Source organism: Nocardia sp. NPDC006044 (genome assembly GCF_042871115.1).
Lineage (GTDB): Bacteria > Actinomycetota > Actinomycetes > Mycobacteriales > Mycobacteriaceae > Nocardia.
On the sequence record NZ_JBIAID010000001.1, the window covers coordinates 1 to 18,711 of the forward strand.

Genomic DNA, 18,711 nt, shown 5'->3' on the forward strand with positions numbered 1-18,711 from the left:
CGCCCGGTCCCATTCCGAACCCGGAAGCTAAGCCTGCCAGCGCCGATGGTACTGCACTCGACAGGGTGTGGGAGAGTAGGACACCGCCGGAACATCATTGCAGAAGACCCCCAACATTGTTGGGGGTCTTCTTGCGTTTACGGGTCGATCAGCGGATCAGCTCAGCCAACCGTACGACCCATCTAAACGCGCGGCAGCAACGAATGTTAGACGACCATTCCAGATGGTAGGTTCTGCTCGCTATCCAATTCTTCACCAGGCTTTGAGCAGGATCGTGACGACGGCCGGCCGGTGCTATCGGCCCGCGCAGAGTCGTCCAAGTGACCGCACAGTCGATGGGAAGGTTCGTGATGACAATCGAGCGAACGGAAGAATTCGAGTCGGCAGGTTCGGCGCGTAGTCGTCGCGGAGGAACGCGGCGTGTCGCCTACCTGGCTGCGGGACTGATTGCCGTGTCGGCAGTCGGATACGGCATCGCCGCAGCCCCCGGCACGATGGCAGAAGGATCCGAACCGGCGAATCGTTCGTGTTCCGGCGGCGAAGGCTCTTTCACCACCAAGAAGGACGGCTCCGATGTCGTGGCGTCGGGGAAGCTGACAAAAGCGCTGCAAGGCACGGACTGCCTGGAAGAGGGAGAGGGCACGACGGGGCCGATCAAGCTCACGAAGGGGGATGACAATACCTGCGTATTGAAGGCTCCCATCGTCACCGCGGGCGGTGAGAACGAGGACGGTCAGACGGACAAGATCGAGGTGGGCACGGTGACCGTCAGCGTTCCGCTGGACGGCAAGAAGCCGGCGACCGCGAAGACGTCCAGCAAGCTGAGCAGCGACAGCGAGGACGCGGACGACACCGTGACGGCTACGGCGACCATCGCCGACCTGAAGATGAGCAAGTGCGATGCCGTCCCGATCGGCAAGTTCACGGTCACCAAGATCGCCATGGCCAATACCGACTAGTTGCCGACCGCGCCGCGCCTGCTAACGGCGCGGCGCGGGTACGACCAGGTGAATCCATCGAGGTGGCACATGCGCGTCCAGCGCAGGGATCCGTTGGCACAGCTCGGCGTGCTGATGGCCCGGTATCGTTATCGCGTTTTCGCAGGTTGGTTGATCGCGGTGGCGGTCAGCCTGATCGGCCTGCCCTGTTTGCTGGCATCGATATCTTCACCGCCGATCGAGGTCGCCGGTTCGGAATCGCAACAAGCGGGTACGGTACTGCGCGCGGGCATGCCGTCGTTCGGCAACGAGCAGATGAGCGCACTGCTGCACTCCGACACGCTACGCACGACAGACCCGGAGTTTCAGGCGGCGATCGACGCTGCGATGACTGCCACCGGAAGTCTGGACGGCATATCCGGAGCGGTGCCGTTGCCGGTGTACGGCGATCCGAAACCCGCGCCGGCGATGCCCGAGACGCTGGAACCGTTGCGGTCCCTACTTCACGACGACCACACCGCCTACCTGCTCATCGGCCTCGCGGGTGATGACCGGAGGCGCCAAGACCTCATCCCGATCGAGCAGGCCGCCATCGATCAGGCCACCCAGGCCGCTTCGAACGGTGCCGTGCGCACCTATCTGATCGGAGCTTCGGCGTTCGGTCAGGCACTGCAGCGAGCCGAGATCGCCGACTTGACTCGGATCGAGCTGGTCGCGGTGCCCGCTGCGATAGTTGTACTGCTGGTGGGTCTTCGGGCACCGGTGGCCGCGGCGGTGCCGCTGGCGATCGCCGGCGCGGCCGTGCTGACCACCCTGGGGCTGTTCACCCTGACGCGCGGTGTGTTTCCGATCGACGGCATGTTGCTCATCGGTGTCAATGCGACAGGTCTCGGTATCGGCATCGACTATGCGCTATTCGTGACGAACCGCTTTCGCGAAGAGCTGGCGCGCGGCGCCGTCGCGGAACAGGCGATCCGGACGGCGATGTCGACCACTGGCCGGACGGTGCTGTATTCGGCACTGATCCTGTTGCTGGCGTGCACGACCCTGTTCATGCTCCGCTGGCACATCTTCGTCATGGCGGCGGTCGGCATGATGACGGTTATCGCGGTCTCCTTGATCGCGTCGATGACACTGCTGCCCGCACTCCTGCTGTCGCTGCCCCGCTGGATCGAATGGCAACCCGGATGGGTGTCGAAGCGCGCTCCGCTCGACGACGGCGGTCCGCAGGGATTGCTGGCGCGGTGGGCGAGGCATCTGATGCGGCATCCGTGGCTGTACGCGGTCGCCGTCACCGCGGGACTGCTGCTGGCGGCGACGCCGACGCCGAGCATGATTCTGGGATTCGACGCGGAGAGCCGAGCGCTGACCGGTACCCCGTTTCTCACCGGTGTGGCCATCGCGGACCGCGACGCACCCGGCATGGCGTCGACGGTAACCATCCTGCTGACCCGCGCCGCCGGTACCGACGAGCCGGATACCGAGTCGCTGCTCGCGGCGTTGCGTGCGGATCCGGAGGTGGCGGCGGCGTCGAAGCTGGACAACGGCGTCGATGTCACTGCGGTGCTTGCCATCCCGAAGCATCTGCCCACGTCGCCGAAGGTGGTCGAGCTGGTTCGGCGGATCCGCGCGGACATCGCGCCCGCCGCCGCCCCGCCCGGCCTGCAGTGGTACGTCGGCGGCCCGAGCGCACTGATCAGCGACATCCTCGGCGAGGTGTCGGCCAAACTGTGGTGGGTGGTGGGCTGCGTGCTGGCGCTGATGTTCGCGGTGCTGATGGTCATGCTGCGCAGCGTGGTGTTGCCGTTGAAGGCGATCCTGATGAGTTTGCTGGCCACCGGTGCTTCGTTCGGACTCACCGTGCTGGTGTTCCAACGGGACGTCGGCGACCAGGCTTCCGGACTGGTCAGCCAAGGCCTGATCTGGCCGCAGGTGCCGTTGATCGTCTTCGTGGTGCTGTTCGGGTTGTCCACGGACTACGAACTGTTCCTCGTTCGCCGGATACAAGAGGAATATCTGATCACCGGGGACAACCGCGGTTCGGTGGCGATCGGGCTGCAGAGTACGGGGCGGCCGATCACGCTCGCGGCGATGATTCTGGCCGTCGGGTTCGGCAGTTTGCTGATCTCACAGATCAACGGCCTGAAGGCATTCGGCTTCGCGATCGCGGTGGCGTTGATCATCGACGCGACCTTGATCCGGCTGATCCTGGTGCCCGCTTTGATGCAGATCATGGGCCGATGGAACTGGTGGTTTCCCGGAGCGGCGCGGGCAGCCCCGGTCGGCCCGTCACTATCCGAGCAACCCGAATACGTAGCGAATCCTGTTCCAGCACCTTGAGTAAGGACTGACATGAGCGGCTATTTGGTAACCGGAGCGACCGGGTTCGTCGGCGGTGCGCTCACCTTGGAACTGTTGATGACGACGGACGCCCCCATCCATCTGCTGGTACGGGACACCGGGACCGGTGCGGAGCGTTGCCGCGCTGCTCTCCGGGCCGCGGCCGAATCGTATGGATTCGAACCGGATTTCGTGTCTCGGCAACAGGACCGCCTGCACATCGTCGCCGGTGATCTCCGCTCGGGGGAGTTCGCCGAGCAGTTACCCGGCAGCGAGATCTCCGACGTGTGGCACTGTGCGGCCTCGCTCAAGTTCGACGACCGGAGTCGCGACGAAATCTTCGCGGTGAACGTGGACGGCACCGCTCGCCTGCTCGATCTGTCCGAGCGGCTCGGCGTCTCCCGGTTCAATTACATGAGCACCGCGTATGTGACCGGCACCGCGGCGGGCACGCTCACCGAAACGCCGGTGCCCGCCGACGTCTGTCCCAACAACCAGTACGAATACAGCAAGGCGGTAGCCGAAGATATTGTCGCCAAACGTGATTCGATGCAGACCAGGATCTGGCGGCCGAGCATCGTGGTCGGTCACAGCGTGACGTATGCCGCGACCAGCTTCACCGGGCTCTACGGATTCACCAGGGAGGGTTTGCGATTCAAGCGACGCACCGAGAAGGTGTTCGGTTCGAATTTCGTCATGCGGCAGCGGCGAATCCAGGCCGATCCGGCGGCGGAGATCAATCTCGTCCCGATCGATCTCCTGGTGCGGCAGGCAGTTTCGTTGTCCATGCGGCCGGGCTTCGATGCGCGGATCATCCATTTGACGAACAAGTCCGCGCCGACCTTGCACGAGATCCTGTCGGCGGCGTCGTTGCTGACCGGGATCCCGGTGCCCGAGTATGTGGACTGCACAGCAGGATTCACTCCGATCGAGCGCCGATTCCAGAACACCTTGCGGTTCTATATGCCGCACGTCGACCGGGCCAAATTCTTCACCCAGGCGGTCGCCGAGCATTACGGTTCCCCCATCGATTTCCCGATGGACGTGGACTACCTCGGTTCGCTGCTCGGCTGGTACATCGACCACGCCGGGCTGGCGGACGTGGATCGGGTCGCTTGATGCGACTCGCGACCCGCCTGCCCGGCGAACGTAATCTGGCGAAAGACGACGCGGATCAGATCGCGGCCATCCGGGGAAAGATCATGGGTGTCGGTGATCGCTGGCGGACGAGCCACCCGTGGTCGGCCGCCCACCAGGACGAGATCGGCTTGGCCATCTTCGTGACCGCTATCGCAGGCTGTCTCGGTGACGCCGCGCTGTACGTCGCGGGTGTGTTGCCCTGGTGGGCAACCATATTGGTGACGGCTTTCTGGTTGTCGCTATTGCACGAGATCGAGCACGACCTCATCCATTCGATGTATTTCCGCACGAACAAGTGGGTGCACAACTCGATGATGCTGGGTGTCTGGTTGTTCCGGCCGAGCACCATCAACCCCTGGGTGCGGCGCGGGTTGCATCTGCATCATCACGAAAGGTCGGGAACCGACTCCGACCTGGAGGAGCGGGGTATCACCAACGGGCAGCGGTGGGGTGGTCATCGGCTACTCGGATTGCTGGACACGGTGCTGGGATACGCCTTGCGGCCGTTTCATATGCGCCGACTGGTTCATGCCTATGTCGAGCAGGTGGCTCGGGATCCGGAGGAGGCTCGCCGCCTCGCCGTGACCACGCCGCTCGGCTACTTCCCGCTCAGCGCCGTGCATTATGGGCTCTGGTATCTGACGATCGGCCTGCATGTCTACGAATTGTCCGGCGGTCACATCGCTTATTCAGGTCCGCGGCACGTGTTGGACGTCGTTGCGGTGACGCTGTTGGCCCCCAACATGATCCGCACGTTCTGCCTGCATTTCGTCAGCTCGAACATGCACTACTTCGGCGATGTCGAACCGCACAATGTGCTCCAGCAGACGCAGGTGTGGACGGCCAAGTGGTTGTGGCCGGTGCACGCGTTGTGTTTCAACTTCGGTGGCACCCATGCCATTCACCACTTCCTGGTGCGTGACCCGTTCTACATCCGCCAAGCGATCGGCGCCGAATGCCGGGTGATCCTGCGTGCGCACGGCGTCCGGTTCAACGATTTCGGCACCTTCCGCCGGGCGAACCGGTTCGGACTCGCCGCCGCCACCGCGGGATCGGTCGAGCCATGACCGAAAGCGTTGGGGCGGGCCTGAATCCGGCGGTCGCCGAGCTGTGGATCTGTGTGACGTGCGGGATGATCTACGATCCGGCCGAGGGCGATCCGGATGGCGGAATCGCCCCCGGTACGGCCTTCGCCGACATTCCGGACGGGTGGGTGTGCCCGGTGTGCGGCGCCCGGAAGTCGGACTTCGTCCCGTACGAGGACTGATCGAAGGGTTCAGAACAACCGGAACTCGGTGCTTTCCGTGCCTCGCAGCGCGTCGTAATCGAGTACGAGACAGCGGATTCCGCGGTCTTCGGCGAGCGTGCGGGCCTGCGGCTTGATCTGCTGGGCGGCGAAGACGCCGGCCACCGGCGCGAGCAGCGGGTCGCGGTTGAGGAGTTCGAGATAGCGGGTGAGTTGTTCGACGCCGTCGATCTCGCCGCGGCGTTTGATCTCGACCGCGACGGTGCCGCCGTCGGCGTCGCGGCAGAGCAGGTCGACCGGGCCGATGGCGGTCATGTACTCGCGGCGGATGAGGGTGTAGCCGGGGCCGAGGTTGGTGACGTGTTCGGCCAGCAGGACCTGAAGGTGGGCCTCCACACCGTCTTTCACCAGGCCGGGGTCGACGCCCAGTTCGTGCGAGGAGTCGTGCTCGATGTCCTCGATGGTGATGCGGAGTTCCTCGCCGGCCTTGTTGGTGACCACCCAGAGGGCTTTCGCGCCCTCGGGGATATCGGCGGCGCCGCGCTCTTCCAGCCAGCACGGCGGGCTCATCCAGTTCAGCGGCTTGTACGAGCCGCCGTCGGAGTGCACGAGGACGGAGCCGTCCGCTTTCACCAAGAGCAAGCGGCGGGCCATCGCGAGATGGGCGGTGAGTCGCCCCACGTAGTCGACCTGACAGCGAGCAATCACTAGGCGCACCCAAGCACTGTAGGTGACCGGGTGCGGCAGCTTGTCGTCAGCCCAACAGGATTGCCGCGGCCAGGATCGCGCTGGTGGCGAGCAGGGCCCGCTCGACCCGGGTGAATCGGCGAGTGACCGGCGTCTTGGTCCGGATCATGCCGTAACCGACGGCCGAGCCGATGCAGAAGGCCAGCAGGTGCCCGACGTTGGTGAAGGTCTGCCCGAGCAGTACGCCGCCGATCGCGGCGACGAACCACACTGCCGCCCAGGCGATCCGCAGCCGGTTCGGCACGACGAAGACCAGGGCACCGATCAGCGCCATCGAGCCGTAGCTGATGCCGACGTCCTCGCTCCAGCGCACGCTCGCGGGCAGCCAGTCGAATTCGACGGCCACCCAGAGTCCGCCCGCCACGAGCAGCGTCGCGCCGATGTGCCCGGCCAGGAACACGCGCACCATGTGCAGCGCGCCGAAGCGCAGCTCGGCGAGGCCGAGCAGGCAGGCGAGCAGCGGCATGATCAGCCAGGCGGTGCCGACGTCGCCGATGACCAGGGCGCTGGACAGCAGCGTGACCACGCGGCCCTGGAGCAGGTTGTGCAGGTTGGTGCTGGCGTGCAGCACCACCTTCGACTGGGCGGAGTCGCTCAGCGCGGAGAAGATCGACGTGACGATGACCAGCGCGGCCAGATAGCCGACGGTCGCGGGCACCCTAGGTCGCCACCAGCGAGGACCGACGACCGTTGTCCGGTCGTCCGTGATCGTGGCGACGGCCATGCGTACCTCCGTGTCTGTGCGGTATCTCTCCATGATCGAGTTCTCCGCTGCGCTCGATCAGGGTATTCCCTGTGAATATGCTGCGAAACCGATCGCCGGCGTGCGGCGGAAAAGGTGTTGCGGGCGGTGCCCTACTGTGCCATATCAACCTGAGAACGGCAGGGCGAACCAGCCGGCCTGCCGACCGCATTCGGCAAACCGGCACGTCGGGCGCACCGGTCGGGTAAAGGCGTCGGCGACCGGGGAATAGTCTGGGGAGCATGCCTCGTCGTAAACCGCGCGCAGACGGTCACACGGGCCGCTCACGCACGGGCGGCGCGCCGCTCGGTGATGTCTTCGGCCGGACCGAGTCGGGTCCCGACGGTGACGAGACATACGTCGTTCGCACCATCCCGGGGGCCCGTGCGGTGAAGACCTACCGCTGCCCGGGGTGTGACCACGAAATCGCCCTCGGCGTCGCGCACATCGTCGCCTGGGCCGCGGACGGCGGTGAGGACGACCGCAGGCACTGGCACCAGGGCTGCTGGAACGGCCGTCAGACGCGCGGGATCACCCGCCGCTGGTCGTAAGCGCAGACCAGGTCCGGGAGTCGATTGAGGCCGTTGGGTCGAATGTCTCTGCCGCAGTGGGTGATCCGCCTTGGACGCGATGTACCGCCGCCGAGGCGATTCCTCCGGTACGTAACGTTCACACCCAATGTCCGGTTGGTGCAGGCGATTCCGGGTAAGCAACGCCCGCCGGGCTCCGAGAATTAGGAAGGCCGCCCCCGGGCGGGGGCGGCCTTGGATTTGAATTCGGTAACCCAGCAACTGATTTGGCGAGTACAGGGGTAACTCGCCGGGACCGGCTGACTCAGCCTGTCCATCACCGCCGGCCGCCAACGTACTGTCGTCGTACCTCGGTCTGGCCTGAATACGCGGAGAGGCGGGCTAGCCCGCCGTTTAGTTGCTGATTTCGGCGTTCTCGCGCTCCTCGTCGACGATGTCGTCTTCCTCGGAGACACCTTCGGAGATGGCCTTGCGGCTGGAGCCGGCGACCTGCTTGGTGTTGTTGCCGATCTTGCGCTGATCCGGAACACCGTCCAGCAGTTCGCTTTCCCGGTTGACCGCCGCGAGCATCGCGGGCACCGAGTCGAGCTGGCCGCGGATGCCGAGCAGCTGGGCGAGCACGCGTCCGCGCAGCACGCGCATTTCCTCGGCCAGTTCCTTCGCGTGCGCGATCTTGCGCTCGGAGGTCTGGGTCGCGGAGGTGATGAGGCGGTTGGCCTCGTCGGTCGCGTCCTTGATCCGCTGTGCGGCCTCGGCGCGGCTGGTGGCCTCCAGCTCCTCCATGGCGCGGGTGAGCTTAGTACGCCGCTCGGCCATGGTGACCTCGAAGTCCTGCTGGGTCGCCTTGCGCTTGGCGTCGGCTTCCTTGCCCAGGCGGTCGGCCTCGGCCTGAGCGGCTTCGATGATCTTGGCGGACTCGGTGCGCGCGTTGGCCAGGGTCTGCTCGAACTCGATCTCGAGCGCCTCGCGCTTTTCCTTGGTTTCGGCCAGCAACGACTCGTACTTGCCACGCATCTCGGTGGCTTGCTGCTCCGCGATCGACACCATTTCCGCGGCCTCGGCCTGTGCCAGGGCACGAACCTCGGAGGCCTCGTCGGAGGCCAGCCGCAGCATGCGGGAGATGCGGTCGGACATGCCTTCCGCGGTGGTGGGCGGCACCGAGAGTCGGTCGACCTCCTTGCGGAGCTCGTCGATCTCGTCACGCGCATCCTCGAGCTGGCTCGCGAGGTTACGGGCTTGTGCCGCAGCAGCATCCCGGTCGGTAGCGGTGACCCTTAGTTCGGCGTCGAAGCGGTCGAAGTAGTTGCGTACCTCGTCTTGCGCATAACCCTTGCGCACAACGGTGAAGGGCAGTGCAACGAAGCGATTGCGATCGGACTCAGGTGACGACATGGCACACAAACTACAGCCTACAGAGACCTGATGGTGACTCGACCGCGAATGTGATTCCGAAGAGTTTTTCCCGCCCGATCTTGATACTAGTGCGTAACATTCGCGTTCGGCTCGACCAACTCGATCAGCACACCGCCAGCATCCTTGGGATGGATGAAGTTGATGCGCGAATCCGCTGTTCCAGGCCTCGGCGCCTCGTACAGCAAACGCAGACCCCGCGCGCGCAGGTGCGCGGAGACCGCATCGATGTCGGTCACCCGGTAGGCCAGTTGCTGCAGGCCGGCCCCGTTACGGTCGATGAACTTGGCGATGGTCGACTCCTCGTTGAGCGGAGCCAGCAACTGCAGGGCAGTGCCGCGATCGGGGGCGCCGGGCAGCGACAGCATCGCCTCGTGCACGCCCTGGGCATCGTTGACCTCGCGATGGGTCTCGATCATGCCGAGATTCTCGGCATACCAGGCAACCGCGACATCCAGATCGGGCACGGCGACACCGACGTGATCGACGGCGACGACGTAGTCCGCGGGGATGAAATCGGCCGAATCCATAACGTTGCTCACTACTCGAAGGTAGCCGTTACCTGCGTACCGGCAACTCGGGCACAGCGGTTACCGTGGAGTACGGAATCCTGCGAAACAAGATAGCGAGGCTGCTGTGACCACTTCCGTGATCGTCTCCGGTGCACGTACCCCGGTCGGTCGGCTGCTCGGCGGCCTCAAGGACTTCAGCGGTTCCGATCTGGGCGGCTTCGCCATCAAGGCCGCGCTGGAAAAGGGCGGGGTCGCGCCCGAGCAGGTCGACTACGTGATCATGGGCCAGGTGCTCACCGCGGGCGCGGGGCAGATCCCGGCCCGGCAGGCGGCGGCCGCCGCGGGCATTCCGATGGACGTGCCCGCGCTGACGGTCAACAAGGTGTGTTTGTCCGGAATCAACGCGATCGCGTTGGCGGACCAGCTGATTCGGGCCGGCGAGTACGAGATCGTCGTCGCGGGCGGCCAGGAGTCGATGAGCCAGGCCCCGCACCTGCTGGAGAAGAGCCGCGAGGGCTTCAAGTACGGCGACGTGACGCTGCGCGACCACATGGCCTACGACGGCCTGCACGACATCTTCACCGACCAGCCGATGGGCGCGCTGACCGAACAGCGCAACGACACCGAGCCGGTCGCTCGCGAAGAGCAGGACGCGTTCGCGGCGGCCTCGCATCAGCGTGCGGCGGCGGCGTGGAAGAACGGCGTGTTCGACGACGAGGTGGTCCCGGTCTCGGTGCCGCAGCGCAAGGGCGACCCGCTGGTGGTCGCCGCCGACGAGGGCATCCGCGCGGACACCACCGCGGAGTCGCTGGCCAAGCTGCGCCCCGCGTTCCGTAAGGACGGCACCATCACCGCGGGCACTGCCTCGCAGATCTCCGACGGCGCGGCCGCGGTCGTGGTGATGAGCAAGACGAAGGCCGAGGAACTGGGCCTGAGCTGGATCGCCGAGATCGGCGCGGCGGGCGTGGTCGCGGGCCCGGACTCGACGCTGCAGGATCAGCCGGCCAACGCCATCGCGAAGGCCTGTGCGCGCGAAGGCATTTCGCCGGCCGACCTGGATCTGGTGGAGATCAACGAGGCGTTCGCCGCGGTCGGTGTCGCCTCGACCCGCAAGCTGGGCATCGATCCGGCGAAGGTGAACGTCAACGGTGGCGCGATCGCGATCGGGCACCCGCTGGGCATGTCCGGCGCGCGCATCCTGCTGCACCTGGTGCTGGAGCTGAAGCGGCGCGGTGGCGGCGTCGGCGCGGCCGCGCTCTGTGGCGGCGGTGGTCAGGGCGACGCGCTGATCGTGCGCGTGTAACCGAGTTTCTCGCCACAGCCCCCGCGGGCAGGGTGTCGCGGGGGCTGTGCCGTATCCGGACGAAAGCCGCACTCCGGGCCCGGCTTTCGCGTCGCCGATGCCGAATTGCGCTGGGTGAATGTGACTCGCCCCACTACGACGCGGTGTAGTGCATCCGGCACAATGGTGCGCATGGGCAATGTCTTCGACCTGAGCAGCGTCGCGAAGCGATTTCGTTTCATCGCGGTGCTCGAGGCGATCTCCTGGGTTTTCCTGATCGTCGGCATGGTGTTCAAGCGTCTCCCCGAGCCGGTGCTGTGGCCGGTCAAGGTGTTCGGGATGACGCACGGCATCATCTTCGTGCTGTTCGTGATCGCCGCCGTCATGGCCGCGCGTGAGCTGGGCTGGAACGCCAAGACCACGGTGCTCGCGCTGCTGTCCAGCATCCCGCCGTTCTTCACCGTGGTGTTCGAGATCTGGGCCGTCCGTTCGGGCAAGCTCGGAGAGCTGAGCAACGCGGTTTCTGCCGACTCCGGAGCCCCGGCCGCCGCCACGTCGTGACAAACTGGAAACCGTGACTCGACCTGCCGCACGCCGCCCTTCGCCAGCCGCTGTCGCCGCCATGTCCGGGGCAGTTGATCTCTCCGGTCTGAAGCAACCGCCCGCCGGCGCCTCCGGTGCGGCCGGGGGCGGCGACTACGCGGTGAACGAGGCGAACTTCGAGACCAAGGTGCTACGCCGCTCGGTGCAGGTGCCGGTGGTCGTCGCGCTGTACTCGCAGCGCAGCCCGGGCAGTGTCGAGCTGGTCCGGACGCTGGAGCGCCTGGTCGGCGAGAGCGGCGGCGCCTGGGATCTGGCCACCGTCGAGGCCGAGGCGAACATGCGGATCGCGCAGGCGTTCGGCGTGCAAGGCATTCCGACCGTGATCGCGGTGGCGGGCGGGCAGCCGCTCGCCGACTTCCAGGGCGCCCAGCCCGAGGCGCAGGTCCGGCAGTGGCTGAGCGCGGTCATCGACGCGGTCGCGGGCAAGCTGCCCGGTGGCGAGCAGCCCGAGGAGGCGCCGGAAGATCCGCGGTTCGTCGCCGCGGAGACCGCGCTCGAACAGGGTGACATGGCCGGTGCCGAGGCCGCCTACGAGGCGATCATCGCCGCGGAGCCGGGCAACGAAGAGGCCAAGGGCGCGCTGCGTCAACTGCGGTTCCTGGCGCGGGCGCAGGTGCTGCCCGAGTCCGCGATCGCGACCGCCGACGCCGACCCCGGCAATGTGGACGCCGCGCTGGACGCCGCCGACGTGGAGATGCTCAACCAGCAGCCGGACGCCGCCTTCGATCGGCTGATCGCGGCGGTCAAGCGCTCGGCGGGCGACGATCGGACCAAGGCCCGCACCCGCCTGCTCGAACTCTTCGAATTGTTCGACCAGGCCGAGCCGTTCGTGGTCGCCGCGCGCCGCAAGCTCGCCGCCGCGCTGTACTGACGCACGCGCGGCCCTGAACTGACGCACGCGCGGGATCGACTCAGCGGTACGGGGACCGGCTCAGCTGTTCGGGGCCAGCCAGACGGCGCTGTTCGGGGCCAACGCGATGGTGGCTGACGCGGGACGACCGTGCCAGCCCTCGTCGGTGGCTTTCACCGCACCCAGATTGCCGACGCCGGAGCCGCCGTATTCGGCGGCATCGGTGTTGAGGATCTCGGTCCACTGCCCGGCGAAGGGCAGGCCGACCCGGTATTCACCGTGCAGCGACCCGGAGAAGTTGTAGACGCACGCGACCACGGATCCGTCCGAGCCGTAGCGCAGGAACGCCAGCACGTTGTTGGCCTGGTCGTTCGCCTCGATCCAGGAGTAGCCGCCCGGGGTGGTGTCCTGGGTCCACAGCGCGGGATGGGCGCGGTAGACCGCGTTGAGGTCGCGCACCGCGGTGGTGATCCCCTGGTGCAGTGGGTTGTCCAGCTCCGCCCAGTCCAGCCCGCGATCGTGGGACCACTCGCGGAACTGCCCGAAATCCTGGCCCATGAACAGCAGCTGCTTGCCGGGATGGCCCCACATGTAGGCCAGAAGTGCCCGCACCCCACTGGCTTTGGCGAAATCGTCGCCGGGCATCCTGGTCCAGAGCGTGCCCTTGCCGTGCACCACCTCGTCGTGGCTGATCGGCAGCACGAAGTTCTCGCTCCACGCGTACACGGCCGAGAAGGTGATCTCGTTGTGGTGCCAGGAGCGGTGGATCGGGTCGCGTTGCAGGAAGCCGAGGGTGTCGTGCATCCAGCCCATGTTCCATTTCATGGTGAAACCGAGGCCGCCGACGTCGGTGCCGCGGGTGACGCCGGGCCAGCTGGTGGACTCCTCGGCGATGGTGACCACGCCCGGATGGTGGCGGTGCACGGTGTTGTTCAGGTCTTGCAGGAAGTCGACGGCCTCCAGGTTTTCCCGGCCGCCGTACACGTTCGGCTCCCAACCCCCTTCGGGGCGTGAGTAATCCAGGTACAGCATGGAGGCGACGGCGTCGACGCGCAGGCCGTCGATGTGGAATTCCTCGATCCAGTAGCGCGCGTTGGCCACCAGGAAGTTGCGCACCTCGGGCCGGCCGAAGTCGAAAACGTAGGTGCCCCAGTCGAGTTGCTCGCCGCGGCGCGGGTCCGGGTGTTCGTAGAGCGGGGTGCCGTCGAAGCGGGCCAGCGCCCATTCGTCGCGCGGGAAGTGCGCGGGCACCCAGTCGAGCAGCACGCCGATGCCCGCGCGGTGCAGCCGATCGACGAAGGCGCGCAAGTCGTCCGGGGTGCCGAAGCGCGCGGTCGGGGCGTAGTACGAGGTGACCTGATAGCCCCAGGAGCCGCCGAACGGGTGCTCGGCGATCGGCAGGAGTTCGATGTGGGTGTAGCCCGTCGCCTGTACGTAATCGACCAGCTGGTCGGCCAATTCGCGGTAGCCGAGCCCGGGGCGCCAGGAACCGAGGTGCACCTCGTAGACGCTCATCGGGGCCTGGGTCGGGTCGGTGCTCGCGCGAGTGTCGAGCCAGGCCTGGTCGTCCCAGGTGTAGTGGCTCTCGGTCACCACCGAGGCGGTCGCGGGTGGCAGTTCGGTGGCGAAGGCCATCGGGTCGGCGTGGTCGATCGTGCGGCCGTCGGCGCCGTGCACGCGGAACTTGTACAGGGCGCCCGGTCCGACGCCGGGCACGAAAACCTCCCAGATGCCCGATGTGCCGAGCGCGCGCATCGGGGCGGTGCTGCCGCTCCAGCCGTCGAAGTCGCCGATCACGGTGACGCCGCGCGCATTCGGCGCCCACACGGCGAACGAGGTGCCGTCGACGTCGCCGTCGAGGGTGGTGTAGTGCCGCGGGTGCGCGCCGAGCACGTCCCAGAGCCGTTCGTGGCGGCCCTCGCCGATCAGGTGCAGGTCCAGTTCGCCGACCGTCGGCAGGAAACGGTAGCCGTCGGCGGAGAGAATGGTCTGGCCTCCCGGATAGGTGGTGAGGATGCGGTAGTCCATGAGGTCGGGATAGGGGACGACCCCGGCGAAGATGCCGTGCCCCAACGACTTCAGCGGATGGTCGGTGCCGCCGACCCGGGCGGCGACCGATTCCGCGTGCGGGCGCAGCACGCTGACCTGCGTGCCGTCCGGATGCGGGTGCGCGCCGAGCACGGTGTGCGGGTCACCGTGGGTGCCCGCGGCCAGCAGCATCAGATCGCGGCGTTTCACAGGGTGCTCCGATAGGCGAGTTCGGTGCGGGCCTGCTGCGCGACCGGGGGCAGGGTGAGGATGTGCGCGACCGCGACGGACGGGTCCAGGCGCACGTAATTCGTTTGGGCCCAGTGGTATTCCTCGCCACTGACCTCGTCGAACACCACCGGGTGATCGTGCCATTCGCGGCCGATGGCGGGCAGGTCGAGCGAGACCATGCCCCATTCGGGGGCGAACGGATTCAGGTTCACCACCACCAGCACCGCGTCGCCGCTGATCGGATCGACCTTCGAGTAGGCGATCAGCGAGTCGTTGTCGACGTGGTGGAAGTGGATGCAGCGCAACTGTTGCAGGGCCGGGTGCGCGCGGCGGATCTCGTTGAGCCGGGTGATCCACGGCTCCAGCGATTCTCCGCGCGCCAGTGCCTCGGCGAACGGGCGCGGGCGCAACTCGTACTTCTCCGAATCCAGGTATTCCTCGCTGCCGGGGCGCACCGCCTGATGCTCGAACAGCTCGAATCCCGAGTACACGCCCCAGGTCGGCGCGAGGGTGGCGGCGAGCGCCGCGCGGATGGCGAACATGCCGGGGCCGCCGTGTTGCAGGCTCTCGTGCAGGATATCGGGGGTGTTGACGAACAGGTTGGGTCTGGCCTCGTCCGCCTTGGCCGCCAGTTCCTCGCCGAACTGGGTCAGCTCCCACTTCGCCACCCGCCAGGTGAAATACGTGTAGGACTGGCTGAAACCGCGGCGCGCGAGCCCGTACAGCCGGGCCGGGCGGGTGAACGCCTCGGACAGGAACAGCACGTCCGGGTCGGTGCGGCGGACCGTGGCGATCAGCCATTCCCAGAAGTCGGCGGGTTTGGTGTGCGGGTTGTCGACGCGGAAGATCTTGACGCCCAACCCGATCCAATGCCGGACCACGCGCAGCACCTCGGCGTACAGGCCGTCCGGGTCGTTGTCGAAATTGACCGGGTAGATGTCCTGGTACTTCTTCGGCGGGTTCTCGGCGAAGGCGATGGTGCCGTCGGGCAGGGTGGTGAACCACTCCGGGTGGGCGGCCACCCAGGGATGGTCCGGCGCGCACTGCAACGCCAGGTCGAGCGCCACCTCGAGGCCGAGTTGTGCGGCGGTGTCGACGAATTCGGCGAAGTCGGCGGTGGTGCCGAGCAGCGGGTGCACGGCGTCGTGCCCGCCGTCCGCGGATCCGATGGCCCACGGTGAGCCCACGTCTCCCGGCTCGGCGACCAGGGTGTTGTTGCGGCCCTTGCGATTCACCTCGCCGACCGGATGGATCGGCGGCAGGTAGACCACGTCGAAACCCATGCCGGCGATGCGCGGCAATTCCTTTGCCGCGGTGGCGAAGGTGCCGTGGATCGGCTTGCCCGACTTGTCCCGGCCGCCGGTGGAACGCGGGAAGAATTCGTACCAGGAGCCGAACAGCGCGCGCTGCCGTTCCACCTGCACGGTGTGCTGCGGGCCGCGGGTCACCATGTCGCGCAACGGGGTCGCGCGCAGGATCTCTGCGATCTCCTCGGCGAAGGCCGGCGCCACCCGGGCGGGCAACTGCTCGTTGCTGCGCAGGGCGGCGGCCGCCGCGCGCAATCGCTCGAACTGTTTCTTCGGCACCGCCTGCGCGGCCCGGTCGAACAGGCGGGCGCCGAGCTCGAGGTCGTTGTCCAGGTCCGCGGCGTTCTGGCCGACCGCGAGTTTCGCCTCCACCGCCGAGCGCCAGGTCGCGATCGGATCGCTCCAGCCTTCGATGCGGTAGGTCCACGGACCGGGCAGGTTGGGGATGAAGGTGGCGTTGAACACGTCCGGTTCGAGATCGAGCGTCATCCGGATCCGGATCGGGCGCGCCGAGTTCGGCCCGCGCACGGTCAGCGTCGCCGCGACCGCGTCGTGCCCCTCCCGCCACACCACGGTGCGCACCGGGAAAACCTCCCCGACGACGGCCTTGGCGGGCCGACCGCCTGCGATGGACGGGGCAGTGTCATCGATTGCGATGCGGCCGGTCACGGAACCAACCTACCGGCAGCGGGGCGGATGCACGGGATCAGCGCGGGAACGAGGGGTCAGCGGGCGTCCGCCGCGAGACCGAGGCCCAGCGCGACCAGGATCGCGCCGAGCGCGCGTTCGATCCGCTGCCGGACGCCGGTGCGGCGCAGCCAGTCGCCCGCGCGGTCGGCGGCCAGCACGATGCCCACGCACCACGCCGTATCGACCACCAGCTGAATGATCACGAGTGCGAACACGGTCGGCAGCACCGGTCCGCTGGACGGCAGGAACTGCGGCAGGATGGTCAGCCCGAACACTGCCGCCTTCGGATTCGCCGCGATCGACACCAGCGAGGCGCGGAACGCCGCACCGGGGGTCCGGCCCGACGGCAGCATCTTCGTCATGGTGCTGCCGAACTCCCCGTGGTCGCGCGCGCCACGCCACGCTTGCACGCCGAGCCAGATCAGCACCAGCGCGCCGACCACGTGCATCGCGGTGTTCAGGTACCGGTTGGCGACCAGCAGCACCGACAGTCCCGCGCCACCGGCGATGTTCCAGCCGAGCACGCCGATCTCGTTCCCCGCGACCGCGGCCAGCCCCGCCGTGCGGCCGTCCCGCACCGAACGCTGGAGGAACAGGGCCGTCGCGGGTCCGGGCAGCGCGGCGAGAATCAGCGAGGCCAGCAGGAATTGCGGAAGAACGGCGACCCAGTGCGGCATCCGCCGATGCTGACATTCTGGTCGGTGATCCCGCCAGTGAATTTCGGACGCCGAGCCCGGATCAATCGGCGGGGGTGCGGCAGGCCGCCGGAAAGCGGTGCCAGATCGCGATGGCCGAGGCCGGCATCGATTATTTTCTCTGCCAATGTATTTGGGGGCAAGTCTGCGGATAACAGGCTGTGGCCGGATTCCGAAAATCTAGACATGAAGCTGAAAAGCAAGCAGGTTCAACGGTTCTCGGGTCGTTCCGTTGTCATCGCCGCTGTGACCGGTGCCGCGTTGGTCGGGCTCGCCGCCCCGTCCAACGCCTCACCCACCGACCCGGTCGTCCATTTCAGCCCGACGCTCACCCGCGCCATGCCGGGTGGCGGCGACTGCGCCGCGATCATCAACGCCGAAACGGTGCCTCAGCCGCAGGCCGGCACGTTCGGCGTCCGCCTGAAGATCACCCAGACCGGCGAGCGCTGCGGCGCCTATCGCGTCGCCGTGCGCTGGAGGAACCTCGATACCGGAATCGAGAACGGCCAATCCCACCGCGTCACCGGAACCGTCATCGACGCCAAGGACAACATCATCACCGGCTTCGGCACCGCGCCGGGCGTCGGCCGAGTGGAAGCCCACATCGTCACTACTACCGAGGACCACCGGGATATGGAACACCTGTCGGGAGACGCAACCTTCACCCTCCGCTGAGGGGTGGCGTCGAGAGGGAGGGGTTGATAGCGGGCGGGCAGCTTGTCCGCCCGCTACCACCGTCAACGCAAAGGGCACGCGGCGCAGAGTCGGCGCAGTGCCAGGCAAGTTTATTCACGCATATTGTCAGTATTCAAAGGCATATCAAATCGGGATTGCGTTGTCGATCAATCAACTGATTCCGAGAAATCGGCCGAGCGTGTCATCGAGGGTGGCCAGGTCGGTGCGGTTCAGCATCCCCACGAACCTGCCGAGGTAGTCCAGATCGATGGTTCGTATCTGGTCGACTAGCAACAGTGTTTCGCGGTCATCAATTTCTGCTGACGGCCGAAATATCGACCGCTGCGCCGACGTCGATGTCGGTACTACCGTCACTACCGACGAGAGCAGATCTGTCGGCGAAACGATGATCCCGAGCCGACGTCCACGCTGCTCGTGACCTCGTTTGGCGTCGCCGAGATCAATGCGGTGGACGGCTCCCCGTATCACGCTCACCATGCGTCGGGCTCCGCGTTCAGGTCTTCGTCGCGCAGCGCCGCCGCATCGATACGTGCTTGCGCCAACCACTCTTCGCGATCGAGTAACCGCAGGGCTCGGCGGATGACGTCGGTCGTGTTCTCGTCGTCGCGGCGGGCGCGGTTGATGATGCGCTCATCGTCGACGGTTGGGCGGAAGGTGATTGTCGCCATGTTATAAGTGTACGACATTGGTAAGACAGATGCTTGCTCTGTGATGGTCATGAGCT

At 66.7% G+C, this 18,711-nt stretch carries 19 protein-coding genes and 1 rRNA gene; 11 read left to right on the plus strand and 9 right to left on the minus strand.

Going from position 1 to position 18,711, the window contains the following annotated elements:
• The 6 genes from rrf to rd all read left to right on the plus strand — a co-directional run.
• Positions 1-92, plus strand: a 5S ribosomal RNA gene (gene rrf / locus ACFYO1_RS00005); the annotation flags it as partial.
• A gap of 228 nt (positions 93-320) precedes the next feature.
• Positions 321-959: a hypothetical protein gene (locus ACFYO1_RS00010; protein ID WP_387225532.1), complete on the plus strand. Its 639-nt coding sequence runs from the start codon at positions 321-323 to the stop codon at positions 957-959.
• A 69-nt stretch (positions 960-1,028) separates the two neighbouring features.
• The gene (locus ACFYO1_RS00015) at positions 1,029-3,278 is read left to right on the plus strand and encodes an MMPL family transporter (protein ID WP_387225534.1); all 2,250 of its coding nucleotides are present in this window, start codon (positions 1,029-1,031) and stop codon (positions 3,276-3,278) included.
• 12 nt (positions 3,279-3,290) lie between these two features.
• Positions 3,291-4,397 carry an SDR family oxidoreductase gene (locus ACFYO1_RS00020; protein ID WP_387225536.1) on the plus strand — a complete coding sequence of 369 codons (1,107 nt, stop codon included), beginning with the start codon at positions 3,291-3,293 and terminating at the stop codon, positions 4,395-4,397.
• Complete coding sequence (locus ACFYO1_RS00025) at positions 4,397-5,485, plus strand: fatty acid desaturase (protein WP_387225538.1); 1,089 nt, start codon at positions 4,397-4,399, stop codon at positions 5,483-5,485. The genes ACFYO1_RS00020 and ACFYO1_RS00025 overlap by 1 nt, the downstream gene beginning before the upstream one ends.
• Positions 5,482-5,685: a rubredoxin gene (gene rd / locus ACFYO1_RS00030; protein WP_387225540.1), complete on the plus strand. Its 204-nt coding sequence runs from the start codon at positions 5,482-5,484 to the stop codon at positions 5,683-5,685. Before ACFYO1_RS00025 ends, rd begins: the two co-directional genes overlap by 4 nt.
• A gap of 9 nt (positions 5,686-5,694) precedes the next feature.
• Here rd and nucS read toward each other — a convergent pair whose 3' ends face one another.
• Positions 5,695-6,381 (minus strand): endonuclease NucS, encoded by a 687-nt coding sequence (gene nucS / locus ACFYO1_RS00035; RefSeq protein ID WP_387225542.1) that lies wholly within the window; start codon positions 6,379-6,381, stop codon positions 5,695-5,697.
• Between the two features lie 37 nt (positions 6,382-6,418).
• Positions 6,419-7,135, minus strand: a complete 717-nt coding sequence (locus ACFYO1_RS00040; RefSeq protein ID WP_387225544.1) for a rhomboid-like protein — start codon at positions 7,133-7,135, stop codon at positions 6,419-6,421.
• Between the two features lie 260 nt (positions 7,136-7,395).
• Between ACFYO1_RS00040 and ACFYO1_RS00045 the strand changes: the two genes are divergently transcribed.
• Complete coding sequence (locus tag ACFYO1_RS00045) at positions 7,396-7,704, plus strand: ATP/GTP-binding protein (RefSeq protein WP_387225546.1); 309 nt, start codon at positions 7,396-7,398, stop codon at positions 7,702-7,704.
• A gap of 372 nt (positions 7,705-8,076) precedes the next feature.
• Here ACFYO1_RS00045 and ACFYO1_RS00050 read toward each other — a convergent pair whose 3' ends face one another.
• Positions 8,077-9,075 (minus strand): hypothetical protein, encoded by a 999-nt coding sequence (locus ACFYO1_RS00050; protein ID WP_387225548.1) that lies wholly within the window; start codon positions 9,073-9,075, stop codon positions 8,077-8,079.
• Between the two features lie 86 nt (positions 9,076-9,161).
• Complete coding sequence (mce, locus tag ACFYO1_RS00055; RefSeq protein ID WP_150403704.1) at positions 9,162-9,623, minus strand: methylmalonyl-CoA epimerase; 462 nt, start codon at positions 9,621-9,623, stop codon at positions 9,162-9,164.
• A gap of 106 nt (positions 9,624-9,729) precedes the next feature.
• On the opposite strand from mce, the gene ACFYO1_RS00060 reads away from it, so the two are divergent.
• The 3 genes from ACFYO1_RS00060 (at position 9,730) to ACFYO1_RS00070 (ending at position 12,361) form a co-directional block, all read left to right on the plus strand.
• Positions 9,730-10,908, plus strand: a complete 1,179-nt coding sequence (locus ACFYO1_RS00060) for an acetyl-CoA C-acetyltransferase (protein ID WP_387225550.1) — start codon at positions 9,730-9,732, stop codon at positions 10,906-10,908.
• 162 nt (positions 10,909-11,070) lie between these two features.
• Entirely contained in the window at positions 11,071-11,448 is a 378-nt protein-coding gene (locus ACFYO1_RS00065; protein ID WP_387225552.1) for a DUF3817 domain-containing protein, read from the plus strand.
• A 61-nt stretch (positions 11,449-11,509) separates the two neighbouring features.
• Positions 11,510-12,361 (plus strand): tetratricopeptide repeat protein, encoded by an 852-nt coding sequence (locus tag ACFYO1_RS00070; RefSeq protein WP_387225554.1) that lies wholly within the window; start codon positions 11,510-11,512, stop codon positions 12,359-12,361.
• A 60-nt stretch (positions 12,362-12,421) separates the two neighbouring features.
• Here the strand turns inward: ACFYO1_RS00070 and glgB are convergent, their stop codons facing one another.
• The 3 genes from glgB to ACFYO1_RS00085 are packed head-to-tail and all read right to left on the minus strand — an operon-like array spanning position 12,422 to position 17,273.
• Positions 12,422-14,560, minus strand: coding sequence for a 1,4-alpha-glucan branching protein GlgB (gene glgB / locus ACFYO1_RS00075; RefSeq protein WP_387231624.1), 2,139 nt, complete (start codon positions 14,558-14,560; stop codon positions 12,422-12,424).
• Between the two features lie 14 nt (positions 14,561-14,574).
• A complete protein-coding gene (locus ACFYO1_RS00080) occupies positions 14,575-16,575 on the minus strand; it encodes a maltotransferase domain-containing protein (RefSeq protein ID WP_387225556.1) in 2,001 nt (666 codons plus the stop codon).
• A 56-nt stretch (positions 16,576-16,631) separates the two neighbouring features.
• The gene (locus tag ACFYO1_RS00085) at positions 16,632-17,273 is read right to left on the minus strand and encodes a LysE family translocator (protein ID WP_387225558.1); all 642 of its coding nucleotides are present in this window, start codon (positions 17,271-17,273) and stop codon (positions 16,632-16,634) included.
• A 6-nt stretch (positions 17,274-17,279) separates the two neighbouring features.
• Between ACFYO1_RS00085 and ACFYO1_RS00090 the strand changes: the two genes are divergently transcribed.
• Positions 17,280-17,966 (plus strand): hypothetical protein, encoded by a 687-nt coding sequence (locus ACFYO1_RS00090; protein WP_387225560.1) that lies wholly within the window; start codon positions 17,280-17,282, stop codon positions 17,964-17,966.
• 171 nt (positions 17,967-18,137) lie between these two features.
• On the opposite strand, the gene ACFYO1_RS00095 is transcribed toward ACFYO1_RS00090, so the two are convergent.
• Both ACFYO1_RS00095 and ACFYO1_RS00100 read right to left on the minus strand, forming a co-directional pair.
• Positions 18,138-18,464 (minus strand): type II toxin-antitoxin system PemK/MazF family toxin, encoded by a 327-nt coding sequence (locus tag ACFYO1_RS00095; protein WP_387225562.1) that lies wholly within the window; start codon positions 18,462-18,464, stop codon positions 18,138-18,140.
• On the minus strand, positions 18,458-18,706 hold the full coding sequence (locus ACFYO1_RS00100) for a hypothetical protein (protein ID WP_387225564.1): 249 nt from the start codon (positions 18,704-18,706) through the stop codon (positions 18,458-18,460). The genes ACFYO1_RS00095 and ACFYO1_RS00100 overlap by 7 nt, the downstream gene beginning before the upstream one ends.
• Between the last annotated feature and the right edge of the window lie 5 nt (positions 18,707-18,711).